This is a genomic window from Niastella vici (genome assembly GCF_002077945.1).
GTDB lineage: Bacteria > Bacteroidota > Bacteroidia > Chitinophagales > Chitinophagaceae > Niastella > Niastella vici.
The window spans coordinates 40,539-60,679 of the sequence record NZ_LVYD01000063.1 but is presented as its reverse complement, the minus strand read 5'-3'; the positions used below and the strand labels follow the sequence as shown (position 1 = coordinate 60,679).

At 42.5% G+C, this 20,141-nt stretch carries 15 protein-coding genes; 7 read left to right on the top strand and 8 right to left on the bottom strand.

Translation table 11 applies throughout. From position 1 onward, the window contains the following. Nucleotides 1-24 precede the first annotated feature (24 nt). Nucleotides 25-2,397 carry a multicopper oxidase family protein gene (locus tag A3860_RS28700; RefSeq protein WP_081153202.1) on the top strand — a complete coding sequence of 791 codons (2,373 nt, stop codon included), beginning with the start codon at nucleotides 25-27 and terminating at the stop codon, nucleotides 2,395-2,397. A 280-nt stretch (nucleotides 2,398-2,677) separates the two neighbouring features. Here the strand turns inward: A3860_RS28700 and A3860_RS28695 are convergent, their stop codons facing one another. From A3860_RS28695 to A3860_RS28665, 6 genes are all read right to left on the bottom strand, one after another. Continuing rightward, a complete protein-coding gene (locus tag A3860_RS28695) occupies nucleotides 2,678-3,859 on the bottom strand; it encodes an alpha/beta hydrolase-fold protein (RefSeq protein WP_081153199.1) in 1,182 nt (393 codons plus the stop codon). Nucleotides 3,860-3,887: 28 nt separating this feature from the next. Next, nucleotides 3,888-5,681 (bottom strand): RagB/SusD family nutrient uptake outer membrane protein, encoded by a 1,794-nt coding sequence (locus A3860_RS28690; protein WP_081153196.1) that lies wholly within the window; start codon nucleotides 5,679-5,681, stop codon nucleotides 3,888-3,890. A 17-nt stretch (nucleotides 5,682-5,698) separates the two neighbouring features. Continuing rightward, a complete protein-coding gene (locus tag A3860_RS28685; RefSeq protein ID WP_081153193.1) occupies nucleotides 5,699-8,884 on the bottom strand; it encodes a SusC/RagA family TonB-linked outer membrane protein in 3,186 nt (1,061 codons plus the stop codon). A gap of 900 nt (nucleotides 8,885-9,784) precedes the next feature. Continuing rightward, nucleotides 9,785-10,096: an RNA recognition motif domain-containing protein gene (locus A3860_RS28675; RefSeq protein ID WP_081153187.1), complete on the bottom strand. Its 312-nt coding sequence runs from the start codon at nucleotides 10,094-10,096 to the stop codon at nucleotides 9,785-9,787. Between the two features lie 217 nt (nucleotides 10,097-10,313). Further along, nucleotides 10,314-10,562 carry a hypothetical protein gene (locus tag A3860_RS28670; RefSeq protein ID WP_081153185.1) on the bottom strand — a complete coding sequence of 83 codons (249 nt, stop codon included), beginning with the start codon at nucleotides 10,560-10,562 and terminating at the stop codon, nucleotides 10,314-10,316. A 249-nt stretch (nucleotides 10,563-10,811) separates the two neighbouring features. Next, nucleotides 10,812-11,534: a hypothetical protein gene (locus A3860_RS28665; protein ID WP_081153182.1), complete on the bottom strand. Its 723-nt coding sequence runs from the start codon at nucleotides 11,532-11,534 to the stop codon at nucleotides 10,812-10,814. A gap of 179 nt (nucleotides 11,535-11,713) precedes the next feature. Between A3860_RS28665 and A3860_RS28660 the strand changes: the two genes are divergently transcribed. The 5 genes from A3860_RS28660 (at nucleotide 11,714) to A3860_RS28640 (ending at nucleotide 18,100) form a co-directional block, all read left to right on the top strand. Beyond that, on the top strand, nucleotides 11,714-12,790 hold the full coding sequence (locus A3860_RS28660; protein ID WP_143774306.1) for a sensor histidine kinase: 1,077 nt from the start codon (nucleotides 11,714-11,716) through the stop codon (nucleotides 12,788-12,790). Nucleotides 12,791-13,402: 612 nt separating this feature from the next. Next, nucleotides 13,403-15,589, top strand: coding sequence for a glycoside hydrolase family 44 protein (locus A3860_RS28655; protein WP_081153176.1), 2,187 nt, complete (start codon nucleotides 13,403-13,405; stop codon nucleotides 15,587-15,589). A 252-nt stretch (nucleotides 15,590-15,841) separates the two neighbouring features. After that, on the top strand, nucleotides 15,842-16,870 hold the full coding sequence (locus A3860_RS28650; protein ID WP_081153173.1) for an SDR family oxidoreductase: 1,029 nt from the start codon (nucleotides 15,842-15,844) through the stop codon (nucleotides 16,868-16,870). A gap of 32 nt (nucleotides 16,871-16,902) precedes the next feature. Continuing rightward, entirely contained in the window at nucleotides 16,903-17,202 is a 300-nt protein-coding gene (locus tag A3860_RS28645; RefSeq protein WP_081153170.1) for an aldo/keto reductase, read from the top strand. 85 nt (nucleotides 17,203-17,287) lie between these two features. Continuing rightward, nucleotides 17,288-18,100, top strand: a complete 813-nt coding sequence (locus tag A3860_RS28640) for an AraC family transcriptional regulator (RefSeq protein ID WP_143774305.1) — start codon at nucleotides 17,288-17,290, stop codon at nucleotides 18,098-18,100. A gap of 53 nt (nucleotides 18,101-18,153) precedes the next feature. Here the strand turns inward: A3860_RS28640 and A3860_RS28635 are convergent, their stop codons facing one another. Next, nucleotides 18,154-18,618 carry a DUF3291 domain-containing protein gene (locus A3860_RS28635; RefSeq protein ID WP_081153167.1) on the bottom strand — a complete coding sequence of 155 codons (465 nt, stop codon included), beginning with the start codon at nucleotides 18,616-18,618 and terminating at the stop codon, nucleotides 18,154-18,156. Between the two features lie 46 nt (nucleotides 18,619-18,664). On the opposite strand from A3860_RS28635, the gene A3860_RS28630 reads away from it, so the two are divergent. Beyond that, nucleotides 18,665-19,066, top strand: a complete 402-nt coding sequence (locus A3860_RS28630; protein WP_081153164.1) for a winged helix-turn-helix transcriptional regulator — start codon at nucleotides 18,665-18,667, stop codon at nucleotides 19,064-19,066. A 179-nt stretch (nucleotides 19,067-19,245) separates the two neighbouring features. Here the strand turns inward: A3860_RS28630 and A3860_RS28625 are convergent, their stop codons facing one another. Then, entirely contained in the window at nucleotides 19,246-20,067 is an 822-nt protein-coding gene (locus tag A3860_RS28625) for an alpha/beta fold hydrolase (protein WP_081153161.1), read from the bottom strand. Nucleotides 20,068-20,141 lie beyond the last annotated feature (74 nt).

The window sequence follows — 20,141 nt, the reverse complement described above, 5'->3', positions numbered from 1 at the left end:
TGTTGTCAATAGAAAGAAATAACAATGAAAAATATATTCTTAATAATTCTGTTGGTTTTTTCCTGGTCATTTTCCCGGGCACAGGTGGATACGGGAGATTATGGAACCCTGACAGAAAATATCAGGTTAGCAAAAGCCAATTTAGGGCCGGTTAAAACTATGGATGCCCCGGCTCCCCCACATACAGTGCGGTACGATCTATATATTGCCGATACCACAGTGAATTTTGCCGGCAAATCAAAAAGGGCTATTGCAGTGAACGGCCAAATTCCTATGCCTACATTAACATTTACCGAAGGCGACACTGCTGAGATCTATGTGCACAATAACCTGAATGAAGAAACATCCCTGCACTGGCATGGATTGTTCCTGCCCAATAGAATGGATGGGGTGCCCAATCTTACCCAGATGCCTATAAAACCACACACCACGTATTTGTACAAATTTCCCATTATTCAGCATGGCACGCACTGGTATCACAGCCATTCGGGTTTGCAGGAACAAATCGGCATGTACGGAGCTTTTATCATGAATAAAAGAAAAGAATGGGATATTGCCACCATCCCTGTTGTATTGAGCGAGTGGACAAATATGAAACCAGAACAGGTTGATCGAAGCCTGCATGCCGCCACCGATTGGTTTGCCGTACAAAAAGGCTCTACACAAAGCTATTCCGAAGCCATTACAACCGGTAATTTCAAAACAAAGGTTACCAATGAATGGAAACGAATGACGGCAATGGATGTGAGTGATGTATATTATGACAGGTTTTTGATCAATGGAAAAAATCAAAACGAGCAACCGCAATTCAAGGCAGGCGACAAAGTAAGATTACGGATAGCAAACGGTGGTGCTTCCTCCTATTTCTGGCTTAATTACGCCGGGGGAAAAATTACAGTGGTGGCTACCGATGGTAATGATGTAGAACCGGTGGAGGTTGACCGGTTGATCATAGCAGTGTCTGAAACCTACGATGTGGTGGTGACCATTCCCGATAACAAAAGTTATGAATTTTTAGTTACACCGGAAGACCGTACAAAATCGGCATCCCTCTGGTTAGGCAGTGGAGAAAAGGTTCCCGCCAAAAAACCAGGCAGGCTTAAATATTTTGCCGGTATGAAAATGATGAACGACATGATGGATATGAAGGGGAATCTGGTACAAATGGATGGCATGAAAATGCAGAACCAGATAATGGATATGAACACCGTCATGTATCCGGAAGTTACCGGTGAAGAAAATCCAAAGGTGAGAAATAAAAATGATGGCATGAAGGGGCATGAGATGCCTGACATGCAAATGACTGATAGCAATAGCATGCCGGGGATGGATATGACAGCGGAAGCACCAGATATTGTAACCCTCAATTATGAAATGCTGCGTGCCCCTGAGAAGACCACTTTACATCCCGGGCCGTTAAAAGAGTTGCATTTTACGCTTACCGGCAATATGAACCGCTATGTTTGGAGCCTGGATAACAAAGTGGTTTCAGAAAGCGACAGGATCCTTATTAAAAAAGGCGAAAACGTACGGCTCATTTTGTATAACAACAGTATGATGCGTCACCCCATGCACCTGCATGGTCATGATTTCAGGGTGTTGAATAGCCAGGGTGAATATGCCCCTATGAAGAATATCATAGACATGATGCCCATGGAAACCGATACCATAGAATTCGCGGCCACTGAACCGGGGGGCGACTGGTTTTTCCATTGTCACATTTTATACCACATGATGAGTGGCATGGGTAGAGTGTTCAGGTACGACAATAATTTGCCCAACCCTGAAATACCCAACCCTAAATTGGCACAGCGGAAATTATTTGCCGATGACCGGATGTTACATCCCATGGCAAAGATTGGTTTGGAAAGCAATGGAAGCGATGGCGAACTGATGATTGCCAATACAAGGTACCGGTTGCAAACTGAATGGCGGGTTGGATATAATATGCACCACGGCTATGAAAGCGAAAGCCATTTCGGAAGATACCTGGGTAGGATGCAATGGTGGTTTCCGTATATAGGCTGGGACTTTCGCAAACGAACCATAGATGATCCGTTCGAAAAGAATATTTTCGGGCAATTACTTACACCTAAGAAGAATTTATTCGGGCAAACCAACTCCAAAAATTTCAGACAGGTTGTACATATAGGTGTTGAATATACGCTGCCTATGCTATTCATAGCTGACGGATCTATTGATAGTGAAGGAAAACTTCGATTTCAATTAGAAAGAGAAGATATGCCTATATCCAAACGCTTGCGGTTCAATTTTATGGCCAATACCGATAAAGAATACATGGTTGGGTTCAGGTATATTGTAACCAAATACTTTAACCTTTCCACGCATTTTGACAGTGATATGGGTTTTGGGGCTGGTATTACAATAACCTATTAAATAATTTAAAACGTGTTAAATTAAAGTAATTAACCAATGCTTACCGCTGCCAGCTCCAATACTGATAAGCACGATCATGCCGCCCCTACCCTTTTTGCCTATGCGGCAGGGAAGACACCGCTATCGAAACAAACAAAACCTGCTATTATATCATTACCACCGTCAATAAAAAGAACAGGGAAAGCCAGCCCACCGATGCCGTTGCCGTGAAAACGGCCGACTAGTGTGCAGACGATTTCCCTGATCTATTTTTATGGGATGGAAATTCATTAGTTACCTGTTATCTAAACAACCTTGGCGCAAAATCATTGAGCGCCCTGCGCCAGGTGAGCCATTCATGGGCAGTACCTTGCGACTCATGGTACACCAGATTTTTGATACCATGATCTTTCAACGTTTCATATGTTTGTTTTGCCCCCTGCCCTTCTGCAGTGCCAATGCTGATAAACAACAGTTTCATCTTTTTATTAAATGCTTCCGCATCTTTAAATGCACCGTTATAGGCTGTCTCAACAGTTGTAACCGGAGCTTTAGGATTAAAAGGATTGGGGCCAAAACGGCCTGAACCACTGAAACCACCCATCCATGCAAATTTGTCCATATTGTTCAGTACCGCATTCCATGTTTGAGCGCAACCTCTTGATAATCCGGCCATAGCCCTGTGGTCACGGTCGGTATAAGTGCGGAAAGTTTTATCAATGTAAGGAATAAGATCTTTGATCAGGATGTCGGTTATATCACCTGATGCCTTACGTACATCTGAATTTGTTTTAATGTCGCCGCTGGGCATTACAATGATCATTGGAACTGCTTTACCTCCTGCAATTAAACCATCCATGATATTAGCCAGGTGGCCCTGCACCGACCAACCGTTCTCATCTTCACCCCAACCATGAACGAGATAAAGCACCGGGTATTTTTTCTTGGGATTTTTTTCATACTCAGCCGGCACATAAACATTAATATGACGTTCTAATCCATTAATCTCAGACCAATGGTAAAGGGAACGGATTTCTCCATGTGGGATGTCCTTATTGAACCTGTAATAATCACCTTCCCGTCCTTCAGGAACTTCAATACCTGCCGACTCCCAGTTGCTGCCAAAATAGGCCTGGCTTCCTCTATCCATTACCGGAACACTATCTATCAAAATTGCATAATAATGGAAACCTACTACCAGCGGATCTGTCGTATACCACCAAACCCCTTTATCGTCTTTTGTCATAGGGTGTTTTCCACTCAACTGCAACGTTACATTTTGTGCATAGGGCGCCACAACCCTGAACGTCGCCTGGCGGGTATCCCCATTAATGGCAGGATACTGCGATAAAAATGTGTTGGTAGATGCAGGCTTGAAGCCTGCGGGAAGCGGCTGTTCCTCGTTGTTCTGAATACCGGCAAACTGAGCTGACAGCATACCATAAGCCATAACCGCTATCAGCATAAAACAGATCTTTTTCATGATTTGCAGATTTAAAAAAATTAAAGAATCAATAGCCGGGTGTTTGCACCAGTTTATAGTTCTGTGCAAGCGCCGACTGTGGAATTGGGTGCAGATACTGTTTCATTTTGAATGCATGCGGATGATTCAACCCTACCGGCGTATACGTCCATACGCCGCTGTTGTTACCCGGTACAGTATTTTCGATCTTCATTCCATGTAAATCAACAGTCAATACCTGGTCGGCAATTTTCCAACGAATGATATCCTGGAAGCGCTTGTTCTCAAAGCAAAGTTCCACTCTTCTTTCCTGGCGGATGGCATCACGCATCTGGCTTTGCGTTAATGAGGGAGGTAAAGCAGGCAGGTTTACACGCGCCCTGATCGCATTCATTGCAGTATATACAGAAGCATCCGGGCCAACTGCCTCATTTTGCGCTTCAGCATAGCCTAACAGCACTTCGGCATACCGGAAATAAATATAGTTGGCCCCACTCACTCCTGTAGAAGGGCGATTCTTTGGATTTAATTTCTTCCTGAAATAATACGCTGTATTGCTTACATCCGTGCTCGCAAAATCTATTTGATTCAACGATGGCCTTACTTTATCAATGCGGGTGTAGATGGTATCCTGTGCAGGCATCCAATCCAATTTATAAGGAGCCCCATCATAAACGATCCATTTATAAAACCTGCTTTCACGATTCACATAAGGCTTTTGAGGATCATAGCCCGAAGCCGGGTCGGTTATAGGTTTACCATTTGCCATGAAGAATTGATCTACCAGTTCCTGTGTTGGGTTATAGTTACCCCAGGTATAGTAAGAGCCGAGTATATACACAGGCCCGCCATATTGTTCATAATTAGATCCTTTGGCATTGGAAACATACTGCCTGTCCCAAATCACTTCTGCGTTATATTCGTTGTCTTCATACCAAAGGGTGGAATCTTCAGGAAAAAGATTGTATTGTTTTCCCGCTCCGCCCCAATCATCCATGAATTTTTTAAATGAAGCAGCAGCAGTTGCCCAACGGGCGGGATCTACATTGCCAAATCCAGCTATCCTATTAGGATCAGTACCGCCCGGGTACGTGGCCGAATTGAATGTAGGGCTTGCGGCCACTAACTGCAAATAAGCCTTTAACATCAATGCTGCACCCAGTGTAGCCCTGCCTGCGTTCGGGTTACCCTTGTTGTACTTAACAGCAAGGTATTTATTGGCAAGTATCGTATCCACTGTTTTTACTATAAAGTCAAGTGTTTCTGCATACGTGCTTCTTTTTACAAATAAAGAAGCTGTGTCTGTACGCACCTGTGGATCTAAAATAAGCGGCACCCCGCCCCAATGCAGGAAAAGAATGCTGTAGTGAAAAGCCCTGTTAAACCGGGCTTCATCAATGCGTTTATTGAACCAGTCTGCAGAGTAATTGCTTTTATGAGCAGTTACCTGTTGAATAAACGTATTGCATTTCCGGATAGATGTATAAAGCGCAGGCCAGTTATACCTGCTGATAGTTTGAACGCCGGTAGCCCCGCCACCAAAAAGTGCATAATTGGCAGAAGCAGGATCAAGGTTTCCATCTTTAAACTTCCATGAATTATAATAAAACCCCGCATCGTTATCATCGGTAAAATTGTCAAGGTTTTCAGGCTGGGAATACATGTCGGGCAACTGGTCATACACATCATTTAAAAAAATATCGGCATAGGATTCAGATTGCCATTGTGTTTTATCATCAAAGCTTGTTTTAACCTCGTTGTCCAGGTTTTTGTCGCAGGAAAACAAACCCAGCAATGCCGTTGCTATGCAACCGTATAAAATATATGTTTTTACTGGTTTCATCTTTTTGATTTTAAATTTTAGAAGCTGGCATTAAAGCCAACCAGGAATGTTTTCTGAATGGGATAACCTTGTTCACCGGTTGTTTCGGGGTCTGTAAATTTCAGCTTCGCGAATGTCAATATATTCTGGCCGGTTACGTATATCCGGAAGTTTTTCATTCTCACTTTGGCACTCACCTTTGATGGAACGGTATAACCCAATGACGCCGTTTTTAACCTTAAATAGGAACTTTTCACAAGCCAGAAATCGGAAGTCTGTCCGTTGTTGTTCGTAGGGGAAGAATAAGCCCTTGGATATTTTGCGTTTTGATGGTCAGGTGTCCACCTGTTGTTGTAATACTCGTAAGAAGAATTACTGTTATTGTTGAAGTGAGCAACCGTCATAAAGCCATAGATATTAAAGCTTGACATTCCTGATCCCTGGAATAACATAGAAAGATCAAATCCCTTCCAGCTGGCTGCTGCATTAATACCGTAAATAATACCGGGTGTTTGCGGCCTCCCGATGACTTTTTCATCGTAAAGGTCAATCTTGCCGTCGGGCACTCCATTGGGGCCACTTAAATCTGCATACTTAATATCACCAGGACGCAACGTGCCAAATTGAGTGATGTTATAGCCATCTGCAGCCGTAATAAAACCATCCCCATTTTTATCGTCGTCAGTGGTGAACAAGCCAAGTGATTGATAGCCGAACACCGTATTATACGGGCGACCGGTCCTGCTGCGCCTTGGGTCGTTCCTGGTTACATCCGTCTCATATAACTGTATTACTTTGTTCCTTGCATAAGTAAAGTTTCCGTCAATGGAGATCTGCAAACCATTACTTAACTTTTTAGTAGTTCCAATTGATAATTCAATACCATGGTTGTCCATGATCCCTGCATTTTCCTGTGCAAGTGGAATTCCGTATTCCTGTGGTATAACGCTGTTAGGCGATAATAACATTCCTGTTCTTCTTTCAAAAAAATAATCGGCCTCTACTCGTAAAAGACCTTTCCACAGATTTGCTTCGACTGCTACATCTGTTTTTTTACTTATTTCCCAGGTAATATTCGGGTTATTTTCTATTTGCGCGTAAGAGCCCTGCACCAGGGCGCCATCACCAAAGGCGTAAGCATTTCCTCTAAGAGGGTAAAGATTAAGGAACTGGAATCCGGTACTGGTAAGATTTCCGGATTTGCCCCATGACCCCCTGACTTTGAGGTAATCGACAAAGCTCACCGATCTAAAGAAATTTTCATTAGACACTATCCAACCCAGGGAAAATGCAGGAAGATAAACCCATCTTTTATGGGGGGCAAAATAATAGTGCCCGTCATATCTGCCTGAGGCTTCGAACAGAAATCGCCTGTCATAAGCATAATTTGCCCGGTAAACATAACCAACCTGGCTACCGGTACCAGATCCCCCGGCAATATCAAAGTCGTTTTTATTAGAGCTGCCCATCGCCAGTTCATCGATATTCACCGCGAAATTGTTTATTCTTGCTCTGAAATCAGCCTGTTTATTATTTCTCTTTTCTGCAACCACTAAACCGGTAACCTCATGTTTGCCAAACGTATGTTGATAATTGAGGTAACCCTGCAAAGTGATGGTATTATTTTGCCAGTATTGCTGGTTCAACCAGGTATAAGTTGTAGCACTGCTTTCCTGGGTAGAAAAGGCAGGAGTATAAGTATAAGGGGTAGTACTAACATTTTGCGTCCAGTAAATAAACGGCTTGTGCCATTGTTTCTGAACATAATTATAGGGATCATAACTAAAAGCACCCTTTACGCTAAGTCCTTTTATAAACGGAAGCTTTTGCTCCACAGTAATGGTGCTCAGCATATTGGTTGTGTTTTGACGAAAATAACCTTCAGAGTGTGTTACGCCGAGTGGCGCATTGCCTGAACTTTCGCCCCATAAACCATTGGTAAACCTGAGCGGAGCAACAGGAAGAAACTTATAAACGCCCCTGAACAACTGGTCTGTGCTTCCATCCACATCAGATGTTTTTTGTACAGCGCCATTTAAAGAGAAAGATGCTATCGTGGTGGGTGTTATGTTTACATCAAGGTTCACATTATAATTGTACCGCTCATAATTCGACTTGTCAAACATACCATCCTGTTTAAAATAGCTGATGCCCGCATAATATTTTACGATCTGGCTACCGCCACGTACCTGCAAATTGCCCTGGTAAACCGGTGAATGTTTTCTTACCACATCATTCAATGCGTCGGATATAGGATATAGGTCAGGATCTTTCGCATGATTTTGATTATAGGCATCAATATAGGCCTGGCTATAGGTGGGGCTTGTTCCGGTGGGGTTTTCCGTTACATAGGCTTCCAGTTTAAGCTTCATGTAATCTATTGCGCCTAGCATTTTGGGCAAATAAGTTGGTTGCTGATCACCATAGTATCCGCCAAAACTTAAAACAGGCGCGCCGGTAGTGCCTCTCTTTGTTGTAATAAGGAGAACACCATTTGCACCGCCTAATCCATAGGGGGCTACCGCAGCAGCATCTTTTAAAACCGATACACTTTCAATGTTATTAGGATCTACTTCATTGATATTATTCCGGATGATACCATCCACAACTATTAATGGTGTAGTATTATAAGTAACTCCGTTCACCGTTGTGCCGGTGGTGGCAAGCCCCCTGACATATATGGTAGCATTATCCGCACCGGGCCGGCCACCATTTGCACGTGTCATTATGCCTGTGGCCCTGCCTGCCAGGGTATTTGAAATATTGGCAGCAGGCACGGCGGTAAGCTGTTCACCCTTTACTGTTGCTACAGCGGATGTAGAAAGTTGCTTTTTTTGTGTACCGTAACCTATTACTATCACATCTTCCATTGAACTAACACCAGGGCTTAACTGTACAATAATGTCAGCTGTTCCGGCTTTTACTAATACTTCTTTGGATTGGAAACCAACATAAGATATCACCAGCACGGCTGATGCTGACTGTATGGTAATGCTGAAACTTCCATCAGCGGCAGTAGTGGTGGCATTTGAGTGCTCTTTTTGAATAATGGATGCTCCGGGAAGTGCATTACCCTTGCCATCCACAACTTTTCCATTTACAACAAAAGCTGTATAAGTTGTTGAGCGGCCTTTATTTATAGGATTATTTGCATATACTATTTTTTGGCATGTTACAAAAGCAAGAAAAAAACAAATTTTAATAAGGCAATCAGTTAGTTTCATACAATAAGTTGTTTTTGGTGAAACGCCTGTCGGCTAAAATCATATTCACAGCAGCATGCGCTGTTATGCTCACGTTATTGATTGTGTTGTATTTTTCATTGGCAATGTTTTGGTTAATGATTTGGTTAATGTAACAGAGGGATACGGTTTCGCAGGTCAGCCTGGTTACCGGTACCATTTTCGCTACTGGCGCCCTGACTTTTTGGAAGTGTGTTTATGACAATGAAGGGAGAATCGGTCGTGCTGGCTAAAGTAGCCTTAATGCAAAGCGTTGTTCTGCTACCCGGAGTATTTTCCGGTGGAGCAAAACCGACGTATGAAAATATTAATGTACTGGTACGGCGGTCATTATTAGTAAATTTGACGGGTGCAGATGCCGTCGATGACGGCAGGACTGAAATAACCTGAGTAATACAAATGCGGTAAGTGGCCGGGAAAACCCGCAGGCCGGTAAATTTTCTCATGATGGCAGCAGTTCGGTTATAAAAAAGCTTCAATTGGTGGAAGCATGGTAAAGCAATCGGCTGGTTCTATTAGTTGCAAGAATGCCTGTTACCAGCTACGTATATAAAATTCCAAAAAATTGACTGTAGATGGAGGCGACATTTGTCGGATTTCACGGCAATTTTGTTCAGATCTCTTCGTTTGTCGGTTCCAGAGAGAGTATTTTAAAAATATTTGCTAAAACAATGGTCATTTTTACCATTAATCGCATATTGCAATCATGCTATTCATGCCATATGCCTTTTCCAGGTATGTTGGGATTGTAAAATTTCTGGCTGGTCAGCATTTCTCAGGTGGCGACGGCTTTTGCGGGACCTCTGGTTGGGCGGCCGTGATTGGGATTACACGGCAAAAAAAAAAGCCCCTTGCGGGGCTTTACAGCTAACAAAAATGATTTTAGTATCTATTTTTATTATAACTATTTCCATTGTTGAAGTTGCCACCGTTACCACGGGAAGGTCTGTCTTCCTTTGGTTTGGCAACAGATACGCTGATGGTCCTGTTTTCTACAGTAGCGCCATCCAACTCAGCGATTGCTTTTTTTGAAGCAGCTTCATCTGTCATTTCAACAAAACCGAAACCTCTGGAACGACCAGTTTCTCTGTCTGTAATAACTTTAGCTGAAGTAACTTCTCCATAAGGAGCGAAAAAATCCTTTAAGTCTTCATCCTGTACGTCGAAGCTTAAATTTGAAACATAAATGTTCATTTGTAACAATTGATTGATAAAAAATTTCGAGGAAGGCAAGAAGTAAGAAACTAACTATAAAGCAGATTAACTGAACAGTCTAATTAATGAATACTAATGCGAGGCTCAAATTGACTAACCGAAGGTACTACTTATTTTTTACATTCTAACAAATTAATAAATAAAGGTGTGGTACACTTGTAGTGCACCACACCTTTATACCATTAAAAAAAATAAATCAGTTTAGTAAGTCATCTATTGGAATGGCCTCCAGGTAATGGCTTATGGCATTGGCATCCGGCAATACCCGGTATTCTTCAATGCTCTTGTCGGTTTTGCTGCAATACGCTTCAATGTAATAATAGTCGAGCTGAAAAAGGAAAACAATAGTGTCCGGGTAGGATCTCTGAGCCAATGCCACTGCCTTGTTCATGACAGCGTATTTCTTATCCTCCTCATTTAACAGAATAAATTCAGAAAGCTTCATGACGTTAATTTTAAAAGTTAACTAATAAAGGCTTGCTAAAACTTTAAACGAAACTGAAGAACAGGAACAAAAACGTAATACGATAAATTACTATTACTGATAAATGAAAACAAAGGCTGCGATACAAGTAAAATAACTAAAAATCACCATACGTCAGAAAAAGGAGGCTAATTTTGACGCTAAAAAAACAGGGACTTTGCGAATATAGGAGTTCTAAGGCAAAAAAGATGGATTTTTTGAAGACACCTGTTACTGCTTTGTAAACGAACCTACAGGCCAATCATTGCGCAGACGACCACATTGTAATAGTCCTTTTCTGAACAGGAAAAATAAGAGCAGCATTAGTAAAAAATGCAGCAGGATAAGAGACGGTGTGCCAAGTATATAACTTTGGGAACCAATTCCTTTTTTCAACAGCCAGTTTAAAAAAAGATGTTGGTACAGCATGCCATAGATCAACGGTATGGTGGCGAAGCCTGTTATTAATAAAAAGCGGTTGGGGACAGCTGATTTTTTATAGGCGATGATCATCGGCGGCAGGCATATAATTGTTACGATCAGGATGGCCATTAATTGACTCCATACAAGACCAATATTGCCCCGAATTGCCTGTATCACTATTTTTTCGTCGCCACCTCCGGCCAGGGCAGTAAAAATGCGGGCAAAAGGAAGATTGGAAAACAACAATGAAAAACCGAGTACCTTCTTTTTATGACCAGTGCTTTTGGCCATCAACCAGGCGCCCAGCCACATCAGGCTACAGGAAAATACCGGACCCGCCAAAGTGGCCAGAAATGACCATTGCGGGAAAACGCATCGTTCACAGGTGGCCCATACGTTGAAATCCCTGGGACCATAACAACCGCAAATCAAATATCCGGTAATGATATGTGCCTGCTCATGCAATTCAACCATTAGCATATTCAATGCAAAAAATGCGATTACATACCGGAAGGTTATTTTTAACTGCATGCTGCGTCCGTCATTTATTTTAAAAATAATACGGTTCCCTCCATAAAAAAGAGCCTACTGTCATGAACCGGGGGGAAGGGTATATGAATTGAAGGAAAGGGCATTTTTTTTTGCCATGCGGACGCCATTAAGCAAATTTTGATAGCCCATCTATATTCTTTTTTTTAGATTTGAGGCTTATGGTAAAGGTTAAAGACAAATGGTTCAGGGTGATAGCCATTACCTGTATTTGGCTGATGGCTGTTTATTCCAATAAACTGTATGCGCAACCCCTCACCTGGGAGTTGGTTGGCCGGATATTACTGATACCGGTATCCATCGTCCTCACCTGGGAGGGCAACAGGTTTATCATTTTACATTTTCGTGGAAAATTTTCAGGCCGTTACGAACTTATAAAAAGGATCTCTTTTGTCTTTTTCGCCGGTATGCTATACACCTGGTTAATGCTTACGGGCACTGCTTATGCCAGAAATTTGATCCTGCATGGGCCGGTTAAGGCATTTGCAGAAATAAGTAATGGGCAACTATTCAATACGCTCTTCAGTTTTCAGCTTTTTCTGCAGTTTGCCCTTTTTTTTGGTATTTACGAAGCGCTGTATTATTATGCCAGGCTCAAACATTCTGAGGAAGAGAGGAAAAGATTGGAAAAGGAGAAATTATGGGCCGAATTGGAAACCCTGAACCAGCAGGTTCCGCCGCATTTTTTATTTAATACCCTGAATTCTTTATCCTCTCTTATCACGGAAGATCCTGCAGAAGCAGACCGGTTTTTAAATGAAATGACCAAAGTATATCGTTACCTGCTCGACAATAACAGGCATGAACTGGTTACGCTGCAAACGGAAATAAAATTCATCCATTCTTTTTATCAGTTGTTAAAGCTGAGATACAATAAAGGGGTTGAACTAACTTGCGAAATACCGTCTCAATATGATCAATATCAGTTGCCCCCACTCACCCTGCAGTTATTGGTTGAAAATGCCGTTAAGCATAATATTACTTCCAGGGATCGTCCTTTGCATATTGAAATAAGCGTAAATGAAAATGGATGGCTGATCATAAAAAATAATCTGCAAAGAAAAGTGGACAGGCCGGTTTCACACAAAATCGGGTTAAAAAATATTGCCGTTAAATATCAGTTGATGCAACAGGAAGAAATTATTATAGCAGAAGAGCATGGATACTTTATAGTTTCTTTGCCCCTCATACATCCATCTGCAAACAGGGAAAATTTAGCTTTCCCTGCTGTGAGCTGACCGATACCTTTCACATAACCAGCAACTATCTAACCAACAGCACCGTCCCTGCTCTACCCTTTCATCCCCAGCATCTGCTTTTAATGAAAGCATTCATAAATTTCCACTTTACTACTTACTATTGGCAAGCAACAAGCTAATGAAAGCAACTCCACTCTCATCTGCCGAAGCTTTATCCGGCATATAACCAGTACTTTTTACGTTAGATTTTCTGCCCACAACAGCTAGTCCCGCATCGGCTCATATAAAAAGTACATGAAATCATTTCTTTGCAACGTTCCGTACCCTGGTTCGCACCATCCTGATCCCTTGTATCAAACTACATAATGGTAGTTTTACAGTAAACATCATAAGATATTGAACCAACAATCACCTGAAAAAACCGGTTGCAATCACATATTCCTTCGCCTCAGGAATGCATATGTTATGTTCCACATGATATCAGTCCGACAACAAAAATTATTAAAATGTAGATCGCCATGGCATAACATTTGATTCAGAGACTGTTTCGTTCTTAGAATAATAGTTTGGTTGAGCGCATAGACACTACGGTATTACCAGTGAAACAATACTTCATTCAATATCATTATCCAAAGAATAAAACCCGTACAAATGAAACAACGTTACCTAAAAAAGAATTTGCTGATTTTGTTGTTATATAGCTTTTCAGCAGGATCCTTTGCACAGAATGTAACTATTTCAGTGAATGCAACGCAGAACAAACGCCTGATCTCCCCATACATATATGGACGAAATGAAGGCTTTGACAAATCTGTGCAATTTTATAAAGATGCGGGGTTGCGCTTCGCCCGGATGAACGGAGGTAATAACGCATCGGCGTATAACTGGCGGCTAAAAATTGATGTTCATCCCGACTGGTATAATAATGTGTATGCAAATAGTTGGGATGTGTTGGCACAAAAAGTTACTACAAACTTTCCCGACATCCAGGGCATGTTTGCCTTTCAGTTACTGGGGCAGGTTGCATCCAACACCAATAACAACTTCGATGACTGGTCTTTCAACCAATCCCAATACTGGGAAGGGCATGGACAGAATCTGGCCGGTGGAGGCGTACCCAATACCCAGAACCCCTCAGGTGCGGCGTTGGTTGAGGGAAACAAGGATTTGTTCAGTAAACCATGGCCAGCCGACTCTTCGGTGGAAATACTTAATGATTGGTTTGGGGCCAATGGGAAAGGGTTTAACAAAAACCAGTTTGTATACTGGAATATGGATAACGAGGTAGATATATGGAGCGGCACGCATGATTGGGCTATGCCAACGCAAATATCGGCATCTGCCTTTATGGATCGCTACATAGAATTAGCGAAGAAAGCGAAAGCTATATATCCTGGCATCAAGCTCTGCGGGCCTGTTACAACCTCCGAATGGCAATGGTACAAATGGTCAAATGAAAGTATATATGTAAATGGGCGGTATTATCCCTGGATCGAGTATTTCATAAAACGCCTTGGCGATGAGTATAAGGCAACCGGTATCAAACTGGTAGATGTATTGGATATTCACAACTATCCCTGGTATAATGGTGATGATGCTGCAGCACTGCAGGGACACCGGATTTATTATGATATGACGTATGATTATCCGGGTTCAAACGGTATCAGAACAAGTACCGGCGGATGGGATGCCTCACTTACAAAACAATATATTTTCAAAAGGATCGAAGACTGGTTAAACGAACATTTTGGTGCCAATCATGGCATAACATGTGGCTTAAGCGAATGGGGTACCATGTCGAGCAGCAACCCAAGCCTTGAATCTGTTATATATGCTTCGCATTTGGGTACATTTGCAAACAATGGGGTTGAATATTTTTCACCATGGAACTGGTCTGTCGGCATGTGGGAAACCTTGCACCTCTTTAGCAGGAATGCAAAAAAATATAGTGTATCCAGCACTTCTTCCCTTGAAAATACAGTATCTGCTTACTCTTCGGTAAACGAAAATGCCGACTCGTTAACGGTAATGCTTGTAAACCGCGACATGAGCGCTTCCCGAACTGTTACAATAAACCTAAGCAATTTCAATGTTGTCAATGGAAATTACAACACATTGCAGTTGTCCTCTTTACCGGCAACAGAGACTTTTGTATCGCACACGCAAAATGCGTTGCAAGCAAATACCGTGGCGGTAAATTCAAATTCATTGACCATAACCGTTCCGGCGCTTTCCACAACGGCCATTCTGCTGACCGATCTGTCGGTGTTGCCCGTAGCATTTACCCATGTATCTGTATCACAAAGACCAGTATCACAAAAGGTATATGCAGACGTGAAATGGCAAACCACTGCTGAAGCCGGTATCACCGGTTATGTAGTGGAAAGAAGCCTGGATGCGGTTCATTGGCAGGAAGTGTATCGTACTACTGCAAACGGGCTGAATGATTATACATACAGTGATGATGTGACCGGGTTAAGTGGGGAAATATACTATCGCATCAGGGAGATTAATAAAAGCGGGTATGGCAGCTATAGTGCTGTACTTACCCTGCGGTTGTCATATATTACCCGAACTACAATTACGGTAAAGCCTAATCCGGTTATAAACAAAGTTATCAATCTGCATATTAACAGTCAGGCAAAACAACATGTAATGGTGCGACTGACCGACCTGCATGGACAAACTTTTTATATAAGTGCTGTGGTGCCCCTGGAAACGGGAGAGAATGTCATAAACATACCTGTAACCAGGATGGCTAAGGGTAATATTGGTTTTGCAGAAGTGTTGAATGCGGATAACGGATCAAAGATTGGTATAATAAAAGTGATGTTCTGAGGTATAAATAAGACCCTGCATAGAACCATTACAGGAAACTGTTCAACAACCAGCATGGAGCCATCCATGCTGGTTGTTTTGTTTTGCCAGATTTACTATTTAATGGCTTAATTTGAAACGCTAATAAGTTCTTTGCTTCGTGCCTAAAAAGGATCACGATGATCGGCGTCTTTAAAACAAATTAATTGCGCCTTTAAAACAAATGGCACAGGTGATCAGTGTGGTAATTTTGGCCTGTCAAACATCGAATATATGATTCAATCAAATCAGGTACTGGTCACTGGCGGATCAGGTTTCATAGCCAGTAATTGTATTGCCGGACTCTTAAGAAAAGGTTACCGGGTTAAAACTTCCCTGCGTTCCTTAAACCGGGTTCCGGAGGTGAAGCAGTTGCTGTCGGTCGCCGGTATCACAGATTTCGAACAGTTATCTTTTGTTCAGGCAGACCTTTCCGACGAAGCTGCCTGGAAAGCAGCAACAGAAGGCTGTCGTTACGTTATACACCCGGCCTCGCCAACACCCAATTTTATTGCAAAGCATGAAAACGAGTATATTATCCCGGCTGTAAATGGCGTGCTTTATGTACTGCGGGCAGCAAAAGCAGCGGGAGTTGAGCGGGTAGTTTTAACATCGGCTTTTGGCGCCATCTGCTATGGTACTGATAAGCAGATGCCTTACACAGAAGAAGACTGGACGGACTTATCAAAGGATATTCCTGCATACCAGAAATCAAAAACGATGTCAGAGAAAGCCGCCTGGAATTACGTAAAGAGTGAAGGTGAAGGACTGGAACTCGCCGTGGTGAACCCTGTTGGAGTCTTAGGACCTGTGCTTGGGGCCGACTACTCACATTCCATCCAATTTATTAACCAAATGTTGAACGGCCAGCTTAAAGGTGTTCCAAAGATAAGATCTGTATATGTCGATGTTCGTGATGTAGCTGATTTACATATTAAGGCTATGACTGATCCGAAAGCGAACGGCCAGCGCTTTCTGGCCACATCCGACGAATCCATTTCCTTATTAGACATAGCAAATATTCTGCGAAGCGAATTTGGCGATAAGGCGGTAAAAGTTCCCAAAAAGGAAGTTCCCAACTGGATTCTCAGGATTGTTGGATTGTTTAATCCCCAGATAAAATTGATCCTTCCGCACTTAGGCATGGTGAAAGATGCAAGCCATGCAAAAGCTACGCGCATGCTTGACTGGCATCCGAGAACTAATAAGGAAGCTATCATCGCAACTGCAGAAAGCCTGATCAGGCTGGGACTGGTGAAATAACTGTTGAAAACAGCAAAGCAAAATGGGAGATTATGAAAAACTATAAAACATTAGGCCGATCTGGCCTGCGCGTTAGTCCGCTTTGCTTAGGAGGCATGACCTTTGGTGACGACTGGGGCTGGGGCGCAGACGAGAAGCAATCGGAACAGATCATCCGCTCTTTTACAGATGCTGGGGGAAATTTTATTGACACCGCCAGCATTTACACCAACGGACATTCTGAAAAGATCATTGGCGATGTAGTGGGCAGCAAGTCAGGCCTGCGCACAAAGATAGTGATCGGCACCAAGTTCTCTGGCAGCAGGGCGCATGTTTCATCATGGGGGTATTGAAGTAAATGGGTTTAAGCCCCCCGTTTTAACACTTACCCAAGGCATGGTTCCGGGGAAATATTAAGCAATTTCTTAACTTTAAGTTATGGAGTATCCGGGCGCAAATGTAAAGGGACGAATATTTGTATCCTGTAAAAAGGAGAAACATTATAGCAGAGAACTGATACTGGACCAGCATGCGCTCGTCTATGTAGTTGAGGGAATGTTGGAATTGTCTTATGCTGATCAGGTGCATCGCTTTGGACCAGGAACCACCCTGCTCATTCCCAGGAATCAGTTAGGCCGGATGGTCAAGTTGCCGGAAAATGGCGAGCCATTCCGCTCCATTTCAATATTATTTCCGGAACAACTACTGCGGAAATTTTATGCCTCCCGTCGTGAAAATCTGGCACAAGGTAAATGGACAGGGCATTTAGCACTTAAGCAACATCCGCTGCTACAAAGCCTGTTTACTTCGCTGATACCTTATTTTGAAATGCGGGAAGAGCTGCCGCCTGAACTGGCTGAGATCAAGATCGCCGAGTGCCTGACGGTGCTTGACGCCTGTAACCCTGAAGTGCAGCGCCTGCTTAGTTCATTTAGCGAGCCAGGTAAAGTAGATCTGGCCGGCTTCATGGAACAAAATTTTTTGTACAATCTTTCGCTTGAAAAGTTTGGCTATCTGACTGGGCGCAGTCTGACTACCTTCAAAAAGGATTTTCAGAAAGTCTTTAAAACTACTCCTGGACGCTGGCTTACTCAAAGACGACTGGAGTTTGCGCATTACCAAATTGCTGTAAACAAACGTAAGCCTACTGAGATTTTTGTTGATGCCGGGTTTGAAAACCTATCACATTTCTCCTTTGCTTTTAAAAAGCATTTTGGTTACAGTCCTGCAGATGCAACTAATTTGCCCTGAGTACAGCATTGAAGGTAGCAGCAAAAATTACGGCATCCCAGGGAAGCCAAAGCTCAAACCATAAACCCTAATGCTTCTTCAACCGTAAATCTTTTTCTGAAAGAAAAAGCATGAGGTGTTTCGCCATGCTTTCTTAAATAATTTAATCTTTCAACCGCTTCCTGTACGGTAGGCGCATGTCCGGAAGGCACATACCATAAAGCCATGTACATCTCCGGCATTTTTTCAAACCATTCTTTGCGTCGTTTCACGTATTCAGTGTGCTGCGACTGGTAAACAAACTGAAATAAGGCGTCGACATTTTCCCATACCGACATATTTACTATGATGAAGTCGTCATCATACACTTTTATAGAAGTGGCGTTATTACTATCATCTTTCAATCGCCATACAAAACCCGGGCTTTTTTCGGCTAACGAGTTTATAGGATCGAGGTTGGCAACAAATTCAGCCATAACGGGACTGTCGATAGGTCCAAGGATTTTTCCTATGTTTAATTGGGCTAAGTGATATTTCATTGTTACGTGTTAACTTTAATTATTCGAAATTAAAGCACGTTTTCGCATGAAACAAGTAGTAACGAAAAGGTTACCGGCTAAAAAATCAACAAGTAGCATTCCTCTCACTCAATGTTCGGTAATTGCCACGCTTAAATTATTTGCCACCAAATGGAAGCCCTGTATTCTCTGTTACCTTTCGAAAAAGCCCCTTCGATACAACGAATTATACAGGATCATTCCAAACATCAGTCGTAAAATGTTGTCAGAGCATTTGAAAGAGATGGAGGCCGATGCAATAATTATGCGCCGGGTGTACGATAAAAAACTGCAACGGGTAGAATACAGCTTATCCCCCAAAGGAATTTCTTTACTGCCCCTTTTAGAGCAATTGCAAAACTGGGGGTTGAGTAATATAAAAAATGTGTTATCTATTCAGGAAATGCTGGCTGTAACAATGGTTGATTAGCGAATGGTCATATCATTTATATTATTTCTTCAAAACAGGACAAAGCGAATAAATCGACTTTGTCCTGTTTTTTATGACTTATTTTAGGCGAAGAGCGCTCGATCTCTTTTCTTTTGGAAATTGCTGTAGTCCTCATCCCACCAGGGTTTATCTGCGGCAGTTTCCGGGAGCGCCGTTGCCTAAGATCTGATAAAGGCCAGGATATCTGCATTGATGGTTGAAGCTTCAGTTGTTGGCATTCCATGCGGAAAGCCCGGATAAGAGATCAGTTTCCCATTTTTTAAAAGCTTTACTGCCTTAACTGCTGTAGTATTAATTGGAACTATTTGATCATCTTCCCCATGTAATACAAGTACCGGTATATTTACAGAACGCAAGTCTTCCGTAAAATCGGTTTCCGAGAAAACCTTTATGCAATCATAATGAGCCTTTATGGCCCCCATCATTCCCTGACGCCACCAATTATCCTTTATCCCCTGAGATACTTTAGCGCCTTCACGGTTATAACCGAAAAATGGAACAGTAAAATCCTGAAAATACTGGCTTCTCCGGGTAGCCGTATTTAACCTGATCTCATCGAATACCGACATGGGAATGCCATCAGGGTTATCTTTTGTTTTTACCATAATGGGTGTTACAGCACTGATGAGTACGGCTTTGGCTACCCTGCCCTTTCCATGTTTGGCAACATAGCGAATAACTTCTCCTCCACCTGTTGAATGCCCCACATGAATGGCATCTTTCAGATCCAAAGCAGTTACCAACTCAGCCACATCTGCAGCATAGGTGTCCATATCATGGCCAATGTGAGTATGGCTCGATCTGCCATGTCCTCTTCTGTCGTGGGCGATCACCCTGAAACCGTGAGCCAGGAAAAACATCATTTGTGCATCCCAGTCATCACTCGATAAAGGCCAGCCATGATGGAAGAATACAGGCTGTCCCGTGCCCCAGTCCTTATAAAAAATTTCAGTTCCGTCTGCAACTTTGATCTTGTTCATGTTATCTTTTTTTTAATAATGAATAAGTACGATTAGAACGCTGGTATGAAAAAGAGCTGCCAGCGGTACGTCTT

Excerpts from the sequence above, each read along its gene's own strand:
- A3860_RS28700 (WP_081153202.1), top strand. The coding sequence starts at position 25 with ATGAAAAATATATTCTTAATAATTCTGTTGGTTTTTTCCTGGTCATTT.
- A3860_RS28695 (WP_081153199.1), bottom strand. The coding sequence starts at position 3,859 with ATGAAAAAGATCTGTTTTATGCTGATAGCGGTTATGGCTTATGGTATG.
- A3860_RS28690 (WP_081153196.1), bottom strand. The coding sequence starts at position 5,681 with ATGAAACCAGTAAAAACATATATTTTATACGGTTGCATAGCAACGGCA.
- A3860_RS28685 (WP_081153193.1), bottom strand. The coding sequence starts at position 8,884 with ATGAAACTAACTGATTGCCTTATTAAAATTTGTTTTTTTCTTGCTTTT.
- A3860_RS28675 (WP_081153187.1), bottom strand. The coding sequence starts at position 10,096 with ATGAACATTTATGTTTCAAATTTAAGCTTCGACGTACAGGATGAAGAC.
- A3860_RS28670 (WP_081153185.1), bottom strand. The coding sequence starts at position 10,562 with ATGAAGCTTTCTGAATTTATTCTGTTAAATGAGGAGGATAAGAAATAC.
- A3860_RS28665 (WP_081153182.1), bottom strand. The coding sequence starts at position 11,534 with ATGCAGTTAAAAATAACCTTCCGGTATGTAATCGCATTTTTTGCATTG.
- A3860_RS28660 (WP_143774306.1), top strand. The coding sequence starts at position 11,714 with ATGGTAAAGGTTAAAGACAAATGGTTCAGGGTGATAGCCATTACCTGT.
- A3860_RS28655 (WP_081153176.1), top strand. The coding sequence starts at position 13,403 with ATGAAACAACGTTACCTAAAAAAGAATTTGCTGATTTTGTTGTTATAT.
- A3860_RS28650 (WP_081153173.1), top strand. The coding sequence starts at position 15,842 with ATGATTCAATCAAATCAGGTACTGGTCACTGGCGGATCAGGTTTCATA.
- A3860_RS28645 (WP_081153170.1), top strand. The coding sequence starts at position 16,903 with ATGAAAAACTATAAAACATTAGGCCGATCTGGCCTGCGCGTTAGTCCG.
- A3860_RS28640 (WP_143774305.1), top strand. The coding sequence starts at position 17,288 with ATGGAGTATCCGGGCGCAAATGTAAAGGGACGAATATTTGTATCCTGT.
- A3860_RS28635 (WP_081153167.1), bottom strand. The coding sequence starts at position 18,618 with ATGAAATATCACTTAGCCCAATTAAACATAGGAAAAATCCTTGGACCT.
- A3860_RS28630 (WP_081153164.1), top strand. The coding sequence starts at position 18,665 with ATGAAACAAGTAGTAACGAAAAGGTTACCGGCTAAAAAATCAACAAGT.
- A3860_RS28625 (WP_081153161.1), bottom strand. The coding sequence starts at position 20,067 with ATGAACAAGATCAAAGTTGCAGACGGAACTGAAATTTTTTATAAGGAC.